Annotated in this window: 14 protein-coding genes; 6 read left to right on the top strand and 8 right to left on the bottom strand. The window is 70.6% G+C overall.

Annotated features, from left to right (window positions below):
* Positions 1-79 precede the first annotated feature (79 nt).
* Entirely contained in the window at positions 80-2,335 is a 2,256-nt protein-coding gene (locus KF823_08145) for a TonB-dependent hemoglobin/transferrin/lactoferrin family receptor (GenBank protein MBX3725873.1), read from the bottom strand.
* Positions 2,336-2,787: 452 nt separating this feature from the next.
* Positions 2,788-3,759, bottom strand: coding sequence for an aldo/keto reductase (locus tag KF823_08140; protein MBX3725872.1), 972 nt, complete (start codon positions 3,757-3,759; stop codon positions 2,788-2,790).
* Between the two features lie 159 nt (positions 3,760-3,918).
* Between KF823_08140 and KF823_08135 the strand changes: the two genes are divergently transcribed.
* The 5 genes from KF823_08135 to KF823_08115 are packed head-to-tail and all read left to right on the top strand — an operon-like array spanning position 3,919 to position 6,998.
* Positions 3,919-4,764: an ABC transporter ATP-binding protein gene (locus KF823_08135; protein MBX3725871.1), complete on the top strand. Its 846-nt coding sequence runs from the start codon at positions 3,919-3,921 to the stop codon at positions 4,762-4,764.
* A 50-nt stretch (positions 4,765-4,814) separates the two neighbouring features.
* Positions 4,815-5,534, top strand: coding sequence for a lipid asymmetry maintenance ABC transporter permease subunit MlaE (mlaE, locus tag KF823_08130; GenBank protein MBX3725870.1), 720 nt, complete (start codon positions 4,815-4,817; stop codon positions 5,532-5,534).
* Positions 5,535-5,543: 9 nt separating this feature from the next.
* Positions 5,544-6,032: an outer membrane lipid asymmetry maintenance protein MlaD gene (mlaD, locus tag KF823_08125; GenBank protein ID MBX3725869.1), complete on the top strand. Its 489-nt coding sequence runs from the start codon at positions 5,544-5,546 to the stop codon at positions 6,030-6,032.
* Positions 6,033-6,067: 35 nt separating this feature from the next.
* Positions 6,068-6,694 (top strand): ABC transporter substrate-binding protein, encoded by a 627-nt coding sequence (locus KF823_08120; GenBank protein ID MBX3725868.1) that lies wholly within the window; start codon positions 6,068-6,070, stop codon positions 6,692-6,694.
* Positions 6,681-6,998, top strand: coding sequence for an STAS domain-containing protein (locus KF823_08115; protein ID MBX3725867.1), 318 nt, complete (start codon positions 6,681-6,683; stop codon positions 6,996-6,998). Before KF823_08120 ends, KF823_08115 begins: the two co-directional genes overlap by 14 nt.
* 99 nt (positions 6,999-7,097) lie before the next feature.
* Here the strand turns inward: KF823_08115 and KF823_08110 are convergent, their stop codons facing one another.
* A complete protein-coding gene (locus KF823_08110; protein MBX3725866.1) occupies positions 7,098-7,835 on the bottom strand; it encodes a VacJ family lipoprotein in 738 nt (245 codons plus the stop codon).
* A gap of 327 nt (positions 7,836-8,162) precedes the next feature.
* Here KF823_08110 and KF823_08105 point away from each other — a divergent pair, with 327 nt between their 5' ends.
* Positions 8,163-9,212: an OmpA family protein gene (locus tag KF823_08105; GenBank protein MBX3725865.1), complete on the top strand. Its 1,050-nt coding sequence runs from the start codon at positions 8,163-8,165 to the stop codon at positions 9,210-9,212.
* A gap of 247 nt (positions 9,213-9,459) precedes the next feature.
* Here the strand turns inward: KF823_08105 and KF823_08100 are convergent, their stop codons facing one another.
* The 5 genes from KF823_08100 to KF823_08080 are packed head-to-tail and all read right to left on the bottom strand — an operon-like array spanning position 9,460 to position 13,891.
* Complete coding sequence (locus tag KF823_08100; protein MBX3725864.1) at positions 9,460-10,524, bottom strand: class I SAM-dependent methyltransferase; 1,065 nt, start codon at positions 10,522-10,524, stop codon at positions 9,460-9,462.
* Entirely contained in the window at positions 10,521-11,315 is a 795-nt protein-coding gene (locus KF823_08095; protein MBX3725863.1) for a DUF1295 domain-containing protein, read from the bottom strand. Before KF823_08095 ends, KF823_08100 begins: the two co-directional genes overlap by 4 nt.
* A complete protein-coding gene (locus tag KF823_08090; protein ID MBX3725862.1) occupies positions 11,312-11,836 on the bottom strand; it encodes a DUF2878 domain-containing protein in 525 nt (174 codons plus the stop codon). The genes KF823_08095 and KF823_08090 overlap by 4 nt, the downstream gene beginning before the upstream one ends.
* A 4-nt stretch (positions 11,837-11,840) precedes the next feature.
* Positions 11,841-13,112, bottom strand: coding sequence for a class I SAM-dependent methyltransferase (locus tag KF823_08085; protein MBX3725861.1), 1,272 nt, complete (start codon positions 13,110-13,112; stop codon positions 11,841-11,843).
* Positions 13,109-13,891, bottom strand: a complete 783-nt coding sequence (locus KF823_08080; protein MBX3725860.1) for a DUF1365 domain-containing protein — start codon at positions 13,889-13,891, stop codon at positions 13,109-13,111. Before KF823_08080 ends, KF823_08085 begins: the two co-directional genes overlap by 4 nt.
* Positions 13,892-13,974 lie beyond the last annotated feature (83 nt).

The raw sequence follows: 13,974 nt of genomic DNA, 5'->3' as shown, positions 1-13,974 counted from the left end.
CGGGTCGGTCGCCGCCGGGCATGCGTCGAGCGCCAGGCTCACGGGCGCAGGAACGGGCGGGATCGCCGGGCATGCCGGGTCACCAGGCCAGTCGCACGGTCACCGCGGCATTGCGGCCGGGCGCCGTGAAACGGTCGCGGGACGGGCTATCGGGGGCGAGCGCGGCGATGCGCGCATCGGCCCATTCCAGGTAGCTGCGGTCGGCAAGGTTGAACACGCCGGCATTGACCGTGACGGCCGGCACCGGCCGCCACCAGGCGAGCAGGTCGAGCAGCCCGTAGCCATGATGGGCGATCTGCGGCACCCGTGACTGGCCGCGCACGGCAGTGCCGACCAGTTCCGCGCCCAGACCGTCATCGGCGCGGGTCCAGGCCACACCGAGCACCAGGCGGGGAGGATCCACCGAGGCGAGCGGTTCGCCGCTGTCGCGATCCTTGCCGCGCGACCACGCGGCCGCACCGCGTACGGACAGGCCCGCCAGCCGCGGCGACAGCGCTTCCAGGCCGGCTTGCGCGGACAACTCCGCGCCCTCGATGGCGACCCGCTCGAGGTTGCGCGACTGGAAGGTGATCAGGCCCGGCACCGCCTGCGGGTCGTCGGGGTGCAACGCCAGCAATGATTCGATGAAGTCTTCGTAGCGGTTGCCGTACACGGCCAGGCCGGCGCGCGCATGGCGCCAGCTGCCGCGCAGGCCGAGTTCCAGGCCGCGGCTGGTTTCCGGCCGCAGGTCGGGGTTCGGGATCGCGGCATAGCCGAACTGCAGGTTGGTGAAGCCGATGTTGGCGTCGTCGTAGGGCGGCGCCCGGAACCCTTCCGCAAATTGGGCCGCCAGTGACCAGGTCGAACCCAACCGCCAGAGCAGCCCCAGCTTCGGGGAACCCTGGGTCGCCCGCAGCGCGACTGGTTCGATGCCGGGGTTGTCCTCCTCGAAGATCGCGTCGGGGCGCGGGTCGAGGCGGTAGCGATCGAGTCGGAAGCCGGGGATCAGGTCGAGGCGGCCGCCGGCGAGGCTGATCTCGTCCTGGACGAACAGCGCCTGCTCGCGGGTACGGCTGCGCGGAAAGTCGCGCACCGGAAAGACGTCGGGCGGGATGACCGGGGTTTGCGCGCCGGTCAGGGGATTGACGGCCAGGCCGTCGCGCAACTGGGCGGTGTCGGTCTGCAGCGACTCCAGGCCGAGCACGACGAGGTGGTTGCCGCCGGCCCAATCGAAGCGGCGGCGGGCCAGCAGCTCGGCGCCTGCCACTTCCTGGTCGAATTCGAAGCGGCGCCAACGTTGCTGTGGCGTGCTCACGCCGGTGGCCAGCACGGTGCTGCGGCGCTGCTCGAGGGTTTCCTGCGAGGTCCGGCCGCGCTGGGCGTGCACGGACGCCTCGACGCTATCGAACCATCCGTCCTCGGGCTGGTACAACCAGGCCAGGCTGTTGCGGGTGCGGGCGCGGCGGTCGTCGCCGGCCAGCGCCAGCACCTCGGTGAGCGCGGCCGGACTGGCGGTGCGCGTGCGGGCGCTGAGCACTTCGGTGAGGGTCCGGCCCTGGCCGGCCTCGAAGGCCCAGGCCAGCCGGTGGGCAGGGGCCGGTCGCCAGACCACCTTGGCCAGGGCGCTGTCGGTCTCCCAGGCCTGCGGGTTGGGGCGGGTACGGGCCGGACCCTCGCCGCCGGCCTGCCCCTGGTTGCGGTTCTCCGAGCCCTGCCGGTGCGCGAAGCCCAGCAGAAAGCCGAGGCGGTCGTCGCCGAGCGCGGCGGTGAAGCCGGCCTGGCGGCCGTGGTCGACGCCGTGCCAGCCCAGCTTGGCGCCAAGATGGCCACCATCCTGGTCGCCGAGGTAGTCCTCCGGATCGCGGGTCGCGAACGAGACCACCCCGGCCAGGGCGTTGCTGCCGTAGAGCGAGGAGGCGGCGCCGCGAATGATCTCGACCGACTTGAGCAGGTCGATGTCGACCAGGTCGCGGCCGGCGCTGGCGAAGCTGCCGATCGCGAAGGCGTCCGGGATGCGCACGCCGTCGACCTCGACCAGCACCCGGTTGCCGTCCAGGCCGCGGATGGTGAAGCCGGACAGGCCGAACCGACCCGGCGCATTGGCGACCGAGACGCCCGGCTCGTAGCGCACCAGGTCGCGGATGTCGGCAGCCAGCTCGCGATCGATGTCGGCCTCGTCGCGCACGGTGACGGTGCCCGGGGTGTCCTGCACCGGCCGCTGGCTGCGTGTGGCGGTGATGGTGACCCGGTCGAGTTCGACCGCGGCACCCGGGGTCGCCCCGGCCCTGGCCGACGCGGTGAAGGCGGCGCCGTGGACGGCGAGTGAGAACACGAGTACTGCAGGCGGCATGCGCACGAACCAATCTCCGAAAGGCCGGTCCTCGCGGACCCTTGGACGACTGGCTGGCTCGCACGGGCGGGCTGGCTGGGCCGGGCGGCCCTGGCGGACCGCAACGGCGCGAATGATAGTCATTCCCATTCATGACCGCAAGCTTCGCCCACGCCCGGCTGAGCCTCCCCGCTCCCCGCTCCCCGCTCCCCGCTCCCCGCTCCCCGCTCTCCGCTCTCCGCTCTCCGCTCTCCGCTCTCCGCTCTCCGCTCTCCGCTCTCCGCTCTCCGCTCCCCGCTCCCCGCTCCCCGGTCCCTGGTCCCTGGTCCCTGGTCCCTGGTCCCCGGTCCCCGGTCCCCGGTCCCCAGTCCCCAGTCCCCAGTCCCCAGTCCCCAGTCCCCAGTCCCGAATCCCGAATCCCGAATCCCGAATCCCGAATCCCGAGTCCCGAGTCCCGAGTCCCGGCTCCCTGTGCGACCTCAATCAGCCATGGAGTCGGCCAGGCCGTCGCGCTCCGCGGGCATCAGGGCATCCAGCACCGCCAGCGCGCCAAGATTGTCCCGGAGCTGGTCCGTGGAGCTGGCACCGAGGATCACCGTGGAGACATCGGGATTGCCCAGGCACCAGGCGATCGCCAGCTGCGCGGGCGTGCAGCCCAGGTCGGCGGCCATCGCCACCAGGTGACCGACTCGGCCGGATCGGGCACGTCCGGTGGCACCCTCCAGGTGGTTGTCCAGCCAGGCGTAGTCGGCCTCGCGCAGGCGGCCGCCAGCCCCCGCGTCGCGATACTTGCCGCTGAGCAGACCGGAGGCGAGCGGCGACCAGGTGGTCAGGCCCAGACCGAGGTCGCGGCACAGCGGCGCGTACTCGCGCTCGACCCGCGCCCTGGCGAACAGGTTGTACTGGGCCTGCTCGAGGGATGGCGCCACCAGGCTGTGATCGGCTGCGAACCCGCAAGCCCGGACGATCACCTCCGCCGGCCACTCCGAGGTGCCCCAGTACAGGATCTTGCCCTGGCGGACCAGCAGGTCCATGGCCAGCACGGTCTCCTCGATCGGCACCTCCGGATCGGGCCGGTGGCAGAGGAAGAAGTCCAGGTACTCGACGCGAAGCCTGCGCAATGCCTGGTGACAGGCCTCGATCACGTGCTTGCGCGACAGGCCGCGCTGCGTGGGTCGGGGATCGGCACCGGCGCCGAAGAACACCTTGCTGGAGACGCAAAAGGAATCTCGGGCCAGCCGCAGGTCGGCGAGCGCGTCGCCCATGATGCGCTCGCCCTCGCCCTGGCCGTAGGACTCGGCATTGTCGAAGAAGCTGACGCCCTGGTCGTGGGCCAGGGCGATCAGTTCGCGCGCTTCGCCGCGCCCGACGGAGCGGCCGAAGTTGACCCAGGCGCCAAGGGACAGCGCGGAGATCGGCAGGCCGGTCCGGCCCAGGCGGCGGAAGCGCATGCGAGTTCACGACGGCAACGAGGGGAAGCGCAGGATACCCCCGCCGTCGTGGACGCGACGTGCCGGGCTGGCGCGAAACCCGCGCTGAATGCCCCGCCCGGTAGGCATCGGTGCGTGTGGCACACTTGGCGCCCTTTGCCCGGACCCCGACACCCTTCCGTGACCGCAGACAGCGCCCGCACAGATGCCCTGCGCCCGGCCGACGCGCCGCTGGTGCGGGTGCGCGGCCTGCGTACCCGGCTGGGCAGCACGCAGGTCTTCGATGGCGTCGACCTCGACGTGCCGCGGGGCGGCGTGGTCGCGATCATGGGACCCAGCGGCACCGGCAAGACCACCCTGCTGCGGCACCTGACCGGACAGCTCCGCCACGACCATGGCGAGGTCCAGGTGTTCGGCCAGGATCTCGCCAGGCTGCGCCCGCAGGCCCTGTATGCGCTGCGCCGGCGCATGGGCATGCTGTTCCAGCACGGCGCCTTGCTGACCGACCTCGACGTCTTCGACAATGTCGCGTTCCCGCTGCGCGAGAACACCGATCTGCCGGAATCGCTGATCCGGGTCGTGGTGCTGCTCAAGCTGCAGGCGGTCGGACTTCGCGGCGCCGCCGGCCTGATGCCGGCGCAGCTGTCCGGCGGCATGGCCCGGCGTGTCGCACTGGCGCGGGCGATCGCCCTCGATCCGGAACTGGTGCTCTACGACGAGCCGTTCGTCGGCCTGGACCCGATCGCCGTGGCGGCCGTGGTCGAGCTGATGCGCACGCTCAACCAGACCCTCGGCCTGACCAGCATCGTCGTCGCCCACGAGATCGAGCACCTGCGCAAGGTGGCCGATCGCCTGGTGGTGCTGAGCGGTGGCCGGGTGGTCGCCCAGGGGCGGTTCGAGGACGTGCTGGCCAGCGAGTCGCCGATGGTCAGGCAGTTCCTGCAGGGTCTGAGCGATGGCCCGGTGCCGTTCCACTACCCCGCGCCATCGCTGGGCGCCGACTTCGGCCTGGAGACACACCGGTGAGGCGCGCGGGCGCCGATCTGGCCGCCACCCTGGCCGGCGGCCTGCGCGACATGGGCCGCACCGGCCTGTTTCTGGGCCACGTGCTGGCGGTCCTGCCGGCCAGCCTGCGGCGCTGGCGCATGCACGTCCAGCAACTGTGGTTCATCGGCGCGATGAGCCTGACCATCATCATGGTTTCCGGGCTGTTCGTCGGCCTGGTGCTGGGACTGCAATACTTCCAGGCGCTCAACCAGTTCGGCGCCAGTGGGGCGCTGGGCACGCTCACCGCGCTGTCCCTCTACCGCGAACTGTCGCCGGTGGTCGCCGCCCTGCTGTTCTCGGGGCGCGCGGGAACCGCCATCACGGCCGAGCTGGGCCTGATGCGTTCGACCCAGCAGATCGAGGCCATGGAGATGATGGCGGTCGACCCGGTCCGCCACGTGGTGGCCCCCCGGTTCCTGGCCGCCGCGCTCGCCCTGCCCTTGCTGTGCGTGGTGTTCAGCGCCATGGCGATCATGGGCGCGCACTGGTCGGCGGTGCTCTGGCTGGGCCTGGAGAACGGCGTCTACTGGTCGGGCATGGTCGGCAGCGTGGATTTCGTCGACGACCTGCTCGGCGGCGTGTTCAAGGCCTTCGTGTTCGGCCTGCTGATCGGGCTGATCGCAGCCTTCCAGGGCTTCAACGCCCATCCCACCGGCGAGGGCGTGGCGCAGGCCACCACCCGCACCGTGATCCATTCGGCGATCGCCGTGCTGGCGTTCGACTTCGTCCTAACCGCCTTCCTCATGTAAGGAGTCGACATGGCGTCCAACCGCTCCTTCGAGATCGGCACCGGGCTGTTCATCCTGCTCGGCTTCGCCGCGCTGGCCTTCCTGGCCACCCAGACCACCAGCCTGGCAGGCTACCGGGCCGGCGAGACCTACCAGCTGAGCGCCCGCTTCGGCAACATCGGGCAACTGCGCGAGCGCGCGCCGGTCAAGCTGGCCGGCGTCACGATCGGTTCAGTGCAGGCCATTACCCTCGATCCTGTGGCGCTCGATGCCGTGGTGACCGTCGCCATCGATCGCCGGTATGCCGAACTGCCCGACGACTCCAGCCTGAGCATCTTCACCAGCGGGCTGCTCGGCGACCAGTTCGTTGCGGTTCGGCCCGGCGGCAGCATGGAATTCCTCCGCGACGGCGACGAGTTCCTGCTCACCGAGTCGTCGGTGCAGCTCGAAGAGCTGATCGGCAAGTACCTGATCGGCGGCGAGGGCGGCAACCGGCCCGGCGCCGGCGACCCGCCCTGACCCGCGCGCACGACGCCCCTTACGGAGACTCCACCATGCGCCTGATCGTTCTCGCCACGACCCTGCTCGCCCTGCTTGCGCCCTGGCCAGCCGCCGCCAGCGAACGCGAACCCGCCGCCATCGTCGCCGAGATCGCCGAACGCCTGGGCGAGACCATGGAGGCGCGCCGGGAGGAGCTGCAGCGCGACCGGAACGCGCTGAACGCGGTCATCGACGACGTCGTGCTGCGCAACTTCGATACCGAGTACGCGGCCCTGCTGGTGCTCGGCCGGCACGCCCGCCCGGCGACGCCCGAGCAGCGCCAGCGCTTCTCGCGCGCGTTCTACGACTCCCTGGTGTCGCGCTACGGCGAGGCCCTGCTCCAGTACACGCGCGGCTCGGTCAGGGTGCTGCCGTTCCGGGGCGAGCTCAACGAGCGCCGCACCACGATCCGGACCGAGGTGGTGCTGAACGACGGCACCCGGGTGCCGGTCGACTACGCATTCAGGAAGACGCGCGCCGGCGACTGGAAGGCCTTCGACGTGGTCATCGAGGGCATCTCCTACGTGACCAACTACCGCAACCAGGTGGTCGCCGAGATCGACAGGGCGGGCATCGATGCGGTGATCGACCGTCTGGAGCGGCAGGGCCTGGAAGCGATCGACCCCGATGCGGCCGGCTGAGCCCGACCGGACCCTGAGCCTGGCCGGCGACGCCGCCGCCGGGATGCTTGCGCTGGGCGGCTCCCTGGTGTTCTCCAGCGCCGGCGATTCGCTGCGGCGGCTGGTTGCCGCCCTGCCCCCGGCCGGCAGCGTCGCGGTCGACCTGTCGGGCATCAGCGAGAGCGACAGCGCCGGGCTCGCCACCCTGGTCGAGTGGCGCGCCCAGGCGCTGCGCCGCGGCCTGCACCTGCGGCTGGCCGGCGCACCGGAGGGCCTCCGGGCCCTGGCCCGGCTGTCCGACATCGACGCCGATCTGTTCGACTGAACACCGGCCGGGAGGCCCGGGCCGCCGGGCCGCCGGGCCGCCGTCACCCGACGCGGGGCACGCCAGCCGGCTGCCGCACGCCGGACCGCGGGGCCGCGATCAGGGCAGGTCGTCGTCGAGCAGGTCGGCCGGATCGTCCTCGGGCATCAGCATGCGCTCCAGCAGTTCGGGCGGCGGCTCCCCATCCCAGATGGCGTAGAGGCGACGCTGGCGGTAGGCGTCGCGCACGAAACTGTAGGCGTCGTAGGCATCCGCCACGTAAGGCTCGGAGACGAACAGCGAGACCCTGAGGTTCAGCAGGTCCAGGCCACCCAGCCAGTAGGCCGGCTCCTTGCGCACGTACCACGCGACGGGGTCGGCGAAGGCATCGGCGGTGCCGCCCAGGGCATCGCGCCCGCCGCTGGGGCCGAGCAGGGGCAGCACCAGGTACGGACCTTCCGCCATGCCCCACACCGCCAGGGTCTGGCCGAGATCCTCGAGCTGGGGATGCACCCCGAAACCGCTGGCCGGGTCGAACAGTCCGAGCAGCCCCACGGTGCTGTTGATGCCGAACCGGCGCAGGTTGCGGCCGGCCACCCGGGGCTTGCCCTGGAGCAGGGCGTGGGTAGCCGAAAGCGGCAGCCGGGCATTGGCCAGAAAATTGCCGACCAGGGTCCGGAAGCCGCGCGGCGTGACGCGCTCGTAGCCCTTGGCCAGCGGCCGGACCAGGGCGCGGTCGACCCGGTCGTTGAAGGCGAAGACCCGGCGGTTGAACCGTTCGTAGGGATCGGCCGGATCGGCCGCCAGCGGCTGCGCACCGGCCACGATCGGGGCCAGCAGCGCAAGCAGGGCGGTCATTGCGCGCATTCGTCGCATCGCGGGTCCCGGGCAAAGGCGGCATTGTAGCGGCGTGGCGCGCCAATCCCCGGTGAATGACCGACGGACGGTCGGCAGGGCGCCATCCGTGCCACCCAATGGACCGGCGGTGGCCCACATGTTCACGCGGCCTGCACGGTTTCCGCAGGGACGACAAAGGCTTGCGCGGGGTGCCGACCGGTGGTAGAAGGTTAACCGGAAGTTAAGCTCCGGGCGCTCGGGGGTGTTGACCCGTGACCTTTGGGCTACACTGGCCGCGCTGTTTTGCCCTACACCGGGTACCGGCAACAATCAAAAAAGGAGACTCCGATGAGACGTAACCGCTTGATGGCCTCCATCGCCATGGGCCTGTTCGCTTCGGCCGGCGTGGCTCAGGCCGCCGACGGCTGGTACGTGGCGCCCAGCGTTGGCTACTACCACAGCGATTCCGACCGCAATACCGAGGAAGGCTCGGTGTTCGGCGCGCTGGGTATCGGCAAGTATTTCGGCAACAACGCCTCGATCGAGTTCTCGGTCGACCGCACCACCCGCAACAACCTGCCCAAGTCGGCGCCCAATGGCCACTGGGCCAACATGGGCATGAGCCTGACCTACCGCCAGTTCTTCGGCTCGGGCGACTTCAAGCCCTACATCCTGGTCGGTGGCGGCGCCAACAATCATCGCCGCACCGGCAGCGAGAACGGCTGGGACTTCATGGCGCAGGCCGGTGGCGGTCTGTCCTATGACTTCAACCCGCGCGTGCGCGGCCGGGCCGAGGCCTTCTACCGCCACGACATGGACGGCGAGTCGCTGCCCAACAACTCGAGCTACGGCGACTGGGTGTTTGCCCTGGGCCTGCAGATCGCCCTCGGCTCCGTCGAGATGCCGGTCGAGCCCGAGCCGTACATCCCGCCGCCGCCGCCGCCGGAGCCGCACTGCTCCGAGCTGGACAGCGACGGCGATGGCGTCAACGACTGCGATGACCGCTGCCCGAACACCCCGGCCGGCACCGTGGTCGGTCCGGACGGCTGCCCGCTGCCGGTGGCGATCGACCTGCGTGGCGTCGAGTTCGACTTCGACAAGTCGACCCTGCGTCCGGAATCGCGCCAGACCCTGGACGAGGCCACCGAGGTCCTGCGCCAGTACCCCGACATCCGCGTCGAGGTTGCCGGCCACACCGACAGCATCGGTTCGGACCAGTACAACCAGGGCCTGTCCGAGCGTCGCGCCCAGGCGGTCTATGACTACCTGGTCGGCAACGGCATCAACGCCAGCCGCCTGAACGCGCGCGGCTACGGCGAGAACAGCCCGATCGCCGACAATGCGACCCGCGAGGGCCGTCAGCGCAACCGTCGCGTCGAGCTGGTCGTGCAGAACTGATCGGAACACCCTCCGGTCAAGAAAAAACCCCGGCGCAAGCCGGGGTTTTTTCGTATGCGCGACCGGATCGGTTGCGCACGCGCCCTGGCGCAAGGCCAATCACCGGCGCGCCGCGCCGTCGCGCGGCCGTCCGCCGCGGATGCCGACAGCGGTCCTTCGAAACGCCGCGCTACCTCAGCCGCAGCGCACGCCCGCCATGGGCGCGACCGGCCCGGCGGATGTGCCGGGACACCGCTTCGAACGGCGCTCAGGCCGTTTCGGCAGGGGCCTGCGCCGACGCGGAAGGCTTGCGGAACAGGTAATGGCCGACCAGCCATTCCCCGCCGCCGGCGAACCCGAAGGTCTCGGCGCAGGCCATCCAGAAGATCCGCCAGCGCTGGTTCCACAGCGCCGCATCGGCCTCGCCGTAGGTCTGCCGCATCACCGCCATCACCGCCTCGGCGTTGGCGTCGTGGTTGGCCAGCCAGGCATCGGCGGTGCGCTGGTAGTGGTGCCCGTCGACCCGCCAGCGCTGCTCGAGGCGAAGGTCGTCCTGGAAGTGCGCCAGGGTGTCGAAGGCCGGCATGAGGCCGCCGGTGAAGAAGTACCGCCCCATCCAGTTGTGACCGCCCTGCGTCTCGAACGGGTAGGCCAAGCGCTCGTGGCAGAAGATGTGCACGAACAGGGCGCCGCCCGGGCGCAGCCAGCCGGCGATGCGCGCCAGCATGGTCCTGTAGTTGCGCAGGTGCTCGAACATCTCGATCGAAACAACGCGGTCGAAGCTGGACGCCGGCAGCTGCAGGACATTGACGTCGCAGGTAAGGATGCGCAGGTTGTCCAGCCCGAGGGCTTCCGCCCGGGACTCGATGAAGCGCCGCTGGGGCGCCGAATTGGACACCCCGGTGATGCGCGCATCCGGGTAGCGTTGCGCAAGCCAGAGCGACAGCGATCCCCAACCGCAACCCAGCTCGAGGATGTCCTGGCCGTCGGCCAGCCCGGCACGTTCGGCATACAGGGACAACATCGCTTCCTCGGCCTGCGCCAGGGTGCGGCCGGCGTCCTCGAACAGACAGGCCGAATACTTGAATCGCGGTCCCAGGCAGAGCGCGAAGAATTCAGGCGGCAGCTCATAGTGCTGCTCGTTGGCCGCTGCCGTCTCGATCGCCAGCGGACTGTCGGCCAGTTCGGCCAGCAGCATCTCCTGGCGGCGCGCCGCAGCGGCGGCGCCGCCGGCCATCAGGCTGCGCAGGCGCTGCCGGTTCAGTTGCCGGATGCCGGCGCGGATCAGCCAATCGGGCAGCAGCCCGCGTTCGGCAAGCCGGATGGCGGTCATCGATCCTCCTGCGACACGCGGGCGGGAAACCAAGGAAAGAACCGCGAGGTCTGCTGCTGGTAACGCCGGTAGTCGTCGCCGCGGCTGCGCACCGCCTGCGCCTCGGTGAACGGTATTCCGGTGACCCAGTTCAGCGAGACGAACATCAGCGCGGGGGCCAGCAGCGCCAGGGAGAACAGCGGGGAGCCGATCGCCAGCGGCAGATAGGCGAACCAGTGCAGCCATTCGAAGAAGTAGTTGGGGTGCCGGGAATAGCGCCACAGCCCGGTACGCAGGGTCCGGCCGCGATGCTCGGAACGGCTGCGCCAGCGCACGAGCTGGCGATCGGCGATCGTCTCACCGACCAGGGCCAGCAGCCACATCGCCACGGCCGCCGCCAGCCAGGGCCAGTTCGCCGGCCCCGGATTCCAGGCCGGCGCGAGAAACGCCAGGGAAAACAGCGCGACCAGCAGGGCCTGGCCCTGGTAGAAGACGAAGAACAGGCGCTGGTCGCCGCGCCAGTGCCGGCGCAGATAGGCATACCGGCCGTCCTCGGCCTCGTGGAGCGCACGCGCCAGCACGTGCAGGCACAGCCGGAAGCCCCAAAGCGCGCCAAGCACCGCAACCAGCAACCGGACCCGACCGTCGCCGGGCGCCACCGCGCCATAGAACAGCGCCGCCAGAGCCAGGCTGCCCGCCCATACCGCGTCCACGCTGGTGGCGTTGCGGGTGCGCCTTTGCACCAGCCAGGCCAGCACCATGGCCAGCGCCGAGGCGAGCCAGACCCAGGCAACCGCCTGCCAGGGACTCATGCCGTCTGCCCGGCACGCCAGCGCGCGGCGATGCCCAGCAGCAGCGGCGTGAGCACCGCCCAGGCGACGCCGATGCTGACCAGCACGGTCCAGGTCGGCGCCAGCAGTTCCGCGGCCGCCCAGGTCCTGGCTGCCAGCCAGTACGCCAGGGGCGCCCCGAACAGGCCCAGCGCGGCAGCCAGCCAGGGACGCCCCTGCAGCGACCGCAGGCAATGGTTGAGCGTGAGCGCGAAGGCCGCCCACAGGGCCAGGATCCACACCGGGGCCCAGTCCGGCGACGGTACGGCGCTGGCGAAGCGCAGCAGGCCGCCCTGCAACCAGAGCGTATCCACCACCAGGCCCAGCAGCACCGCCAGGGCGAGCAGCCGCAGATCGGCCATCGGCCAGGGCGTGGCGCGGAAGTGCCAGGCGATGAACAGCAGGCAGATGGCGGGCCCCAGCCACCACCAGCCCCATCCGGCGCCGGCCACCGCTGCTACCCAGGTGGCCTGGTAGCCGATCGCGTTGAGCCACAGGCGCATGGCGTCAGACCTCGACCGCCAGGTCGGGCAGGAACTGCAGGCGGCGGCAGCCCGGCTTGGTCAGCAACAGTTGCACATCGCCCAGGGCGCGCTCCAGGAAGCCGCCCTCGCAATAGGCCAGATAGAAGGTCCACATGCGGCAGAAGCGCTCGTCGTAGCCCAAGGCCCTGGCCTGCGCCAGATTGCCATTGAAGCGCTCGCGCCAGGCGCGCAGGGTGAGCGCATAGCTCGGGCCGATGTCCTCCAGGTTGAACAGCTTCAGGTCGGTGCTGCGGGTCACCGCCTGCATGATGGGAGTCAGGGCAGGGATGAAGCTGCCGGGGAAGATGTGCTTCTTGATGAAGTCCAGGGTGCGCAACGCCCTCCGGTATCGGTGCTCCTCGATGGTGATGGCCTGGATCAGGGCCATGCCATCGGGCGCGAGCAGCGAGGACACCTTGGCCATGTAGGTGTCGAGGAAATCGGCGCCGACCGCTTCGATCATCTCGATCGAGACCAGCTTGTCGTAGCGCCCCCGCAGGTCCCGGTAGTCGCTGAGCAGGACCTCGACGCGGTCGGCGAGGCCGGCCTCGCGGACGCGTCCGCTGGCCAGGGCGAACTGCTCCCGGGAGATTGTGGTGGTGGTCACCCGGCAGCCATGTCGACTGGCGGCATGGATCGCGAATCCGCCCCAGCCGGAGCCGATCTCGACCACGTGGTCGTCCGGTCCCAGCTCCAGCTTGGCGCAGATTCGCTCCAGCTTGCGAGTCGATGCCTCGGCCAGGGTTTCGTCGGGCCGCGCATACACCGCCGACGAGTACATCAGGCTGTCGTCCAGGAACAACGAGAACAGACGGTTGCCCAGGTCGTAGTGGGCGGCGATGTTGCGGCGGCTGCCGGCCCGGGTATTGCGTCGGCCGGGACTCAGTCGTTCCCAGAGCCATCCGGCCAGCCGGACCAGGCCGCCGTCCATGCGGTCGAGCAGGTCCCGGTTGCGCACCAGCAGCCGGACCAGTGCGACCAGGTCGTCGCACTCCCAGTCGCCGTCGGCATAGCTTTCCGCCGCGCCGATGCTGCCGCCCAGCGCGAGGGCGCGCCACGCGGCCGGCCGGCGGATGCTGACCCGGACGTGCAGGGGATCGCTGCCCTCGACGGCGCCCAGGCGCTGCTCATGGCCGTCCTCGACCAGCGTCAGGCAGCCCTCGCGGAGCGCGGCGAGGGTTGCCAGCACCCGACTGCGCAGGACGTGGGGACGCGGCTGACCGTGGGCAGGCGCCGCCTGCGACTGTGCGCTCATCGATTGCCGTCCTGGGTGCTGTGGCGGGGATGGGGGTGGAAGCGGTTGCCTTTCAGCCACAGCCGCAATGCTTGCCAGTAGATGGCCAGCAGCACCCGGGCGGTCATCAGCGGAAACCGCCAGACCAGGCGGTCGAGGGCGCCGGGCGAGGCCTCGCGACGCTCCAGCACCAGGGTGGCGTCGAAGCTCCTGCCGTCGTCGCGGAGGACATCCATGTGAACCCGCAATTCGTCGCCCGGGGGTTCGAACGACCAGTGGTAGCGGCGGTCCATCGGCAGGAAGGGCGAGACATGGAAGCGTTTGGGAAAGCGGAAATGCAGGGCTCGTCCCTGGCCGGCGGCGCCCCGGCAGTCCAGGACCTCGACGTGGCGCTCGTTCCAGGGGGTGTTGGTGATCTCGGCCACGATGGCGACCAAGCCTGCGCCGTCGTCCGTGAAGCAGTAGTAGAAGGTCACCGGGTTGAAGCACAGGCCGAAGTAGCGGGCGTGGGCGAGCATCCGGACCGGTCCGGCAGGCCGCTCGCCGAGTTCCGCCGCGACCCGGTTGCGTACCGCCTCCGCCAGCGGCAGCTCGCCGGGCGACAGGTAATCGGACCGCCGGAACTGCGCCGGACGCCCGCGCCCGAGCGACCACAGCCGGGTGCCGGAGAACAGGTCCGGCAGCTCGGCCAGGTCCAGGTAGAGCATCGCCAGCCGGTAACGGAAGGCGTGGGCGCGACCCTCGTGGCGCCGATGGCGGACCCACCCTTCGTAGATCGCGCTGTGCCGGACCTGGGACATGCGCGGATTGTCGGCATCCGCGTGTGCAGGCCGTGCGATGGCGCCCCCCCCCTGTGGGAAGCGACACAATTACGGGCTATGCT

It is taken from the genome of Lysobacterales bacterium (assembly GCA_019634735.1).
Classification (GTDB): domain Bacteria; phylum Pseudomonadota; class Gammaproteobacteria; order Xanthomonadales; family UBA2363; genus Pseudofulvimonas.
This window is presented reverse-complemented; position numbering and strand designations above follow the sequence as displayed.

Coding starts and splice junctions, on each gene's coding strand:
- KF823_08120 (MBX3725868.1), top strand. CDS start 6,068: ATGCGCCTGATCGTTCTCGCCACGACCCTGCTCGCCCTGCTTGCGCCC.
- KF823_08085 (MBX3725861.1), bottom strand. CDS start 13,112: ATGAGCGCACAGTCGCAGGCGGCGCCTGCCCACGGTCAGCCGCGTCCC.
- KF823_08095 (MBX3725863.1), bottom strand. CDS start 11,315: ATGAGTCCCTGGCAGGCGGTTGCCTGGGTCTGGCTCGCCTCGGCGCTG.
- KF823_08090 (MBX3725862.1), bottom strand. CDS start 11,836: ATGCGCCTGTGGCTCAACGCGATCGGCTACCAGGCCACCTGGGTAGCA.
- KF823_08105 (MBX3725865.1), top strand. CDS start 8,163: ATGAGACGTAACCGCTTGATGGCCTCCATCGCCATGGGCCTGTTCGCT.
- KF823_08140 (MBX3725872.1), bottom strand. CDS start 3,759: ATGCGCTTCCGCCGCCTGGGCCGGACCGGCCTGCCGATCTCCGCGCTG.
- KF823_08100 (MBX3725864.1), bottom strand. CDS start 10,524: ATGACCGCCATCCGGCTTGCCGAACGCGGGCTGCTGCCCGATTGGCTG.
- mlaD (MBX3725869.1), top strand. CDS start 5,544: ATGGCGTCCAACCGCTCCTTCGAGATCGGCACCGGGCTGTTCATCCTG.
- KF823_08110 (MBX3725866.1), bottom strand. CDS start 7,835: ATGACCGCCCTGCTTGCGCTGCTGGCCCCGATCGTGGCCGGTGCGCAG.
- KF823_08080 (MBX3725860.1), bottom strand. CDS start 13,891: ATGTCCCAGGTCCGGCACAGCGCGATCTACGAAGGGTGGGTCCGCCAT.
- mlaE (MBX3725870.1), top strand. CDS start 4,815: ATGGGCCGCACCGGCCTGTTTCTGGGCCACGTGCTGGCGGTCCTGCCG.
- KF823_08115 (MBX3725867.1), top strand. CDS start 6,681: ATGCGGCCGGCTGAGCCCGACCGGACCCTGAGCCTGGCCGGCGACGCC.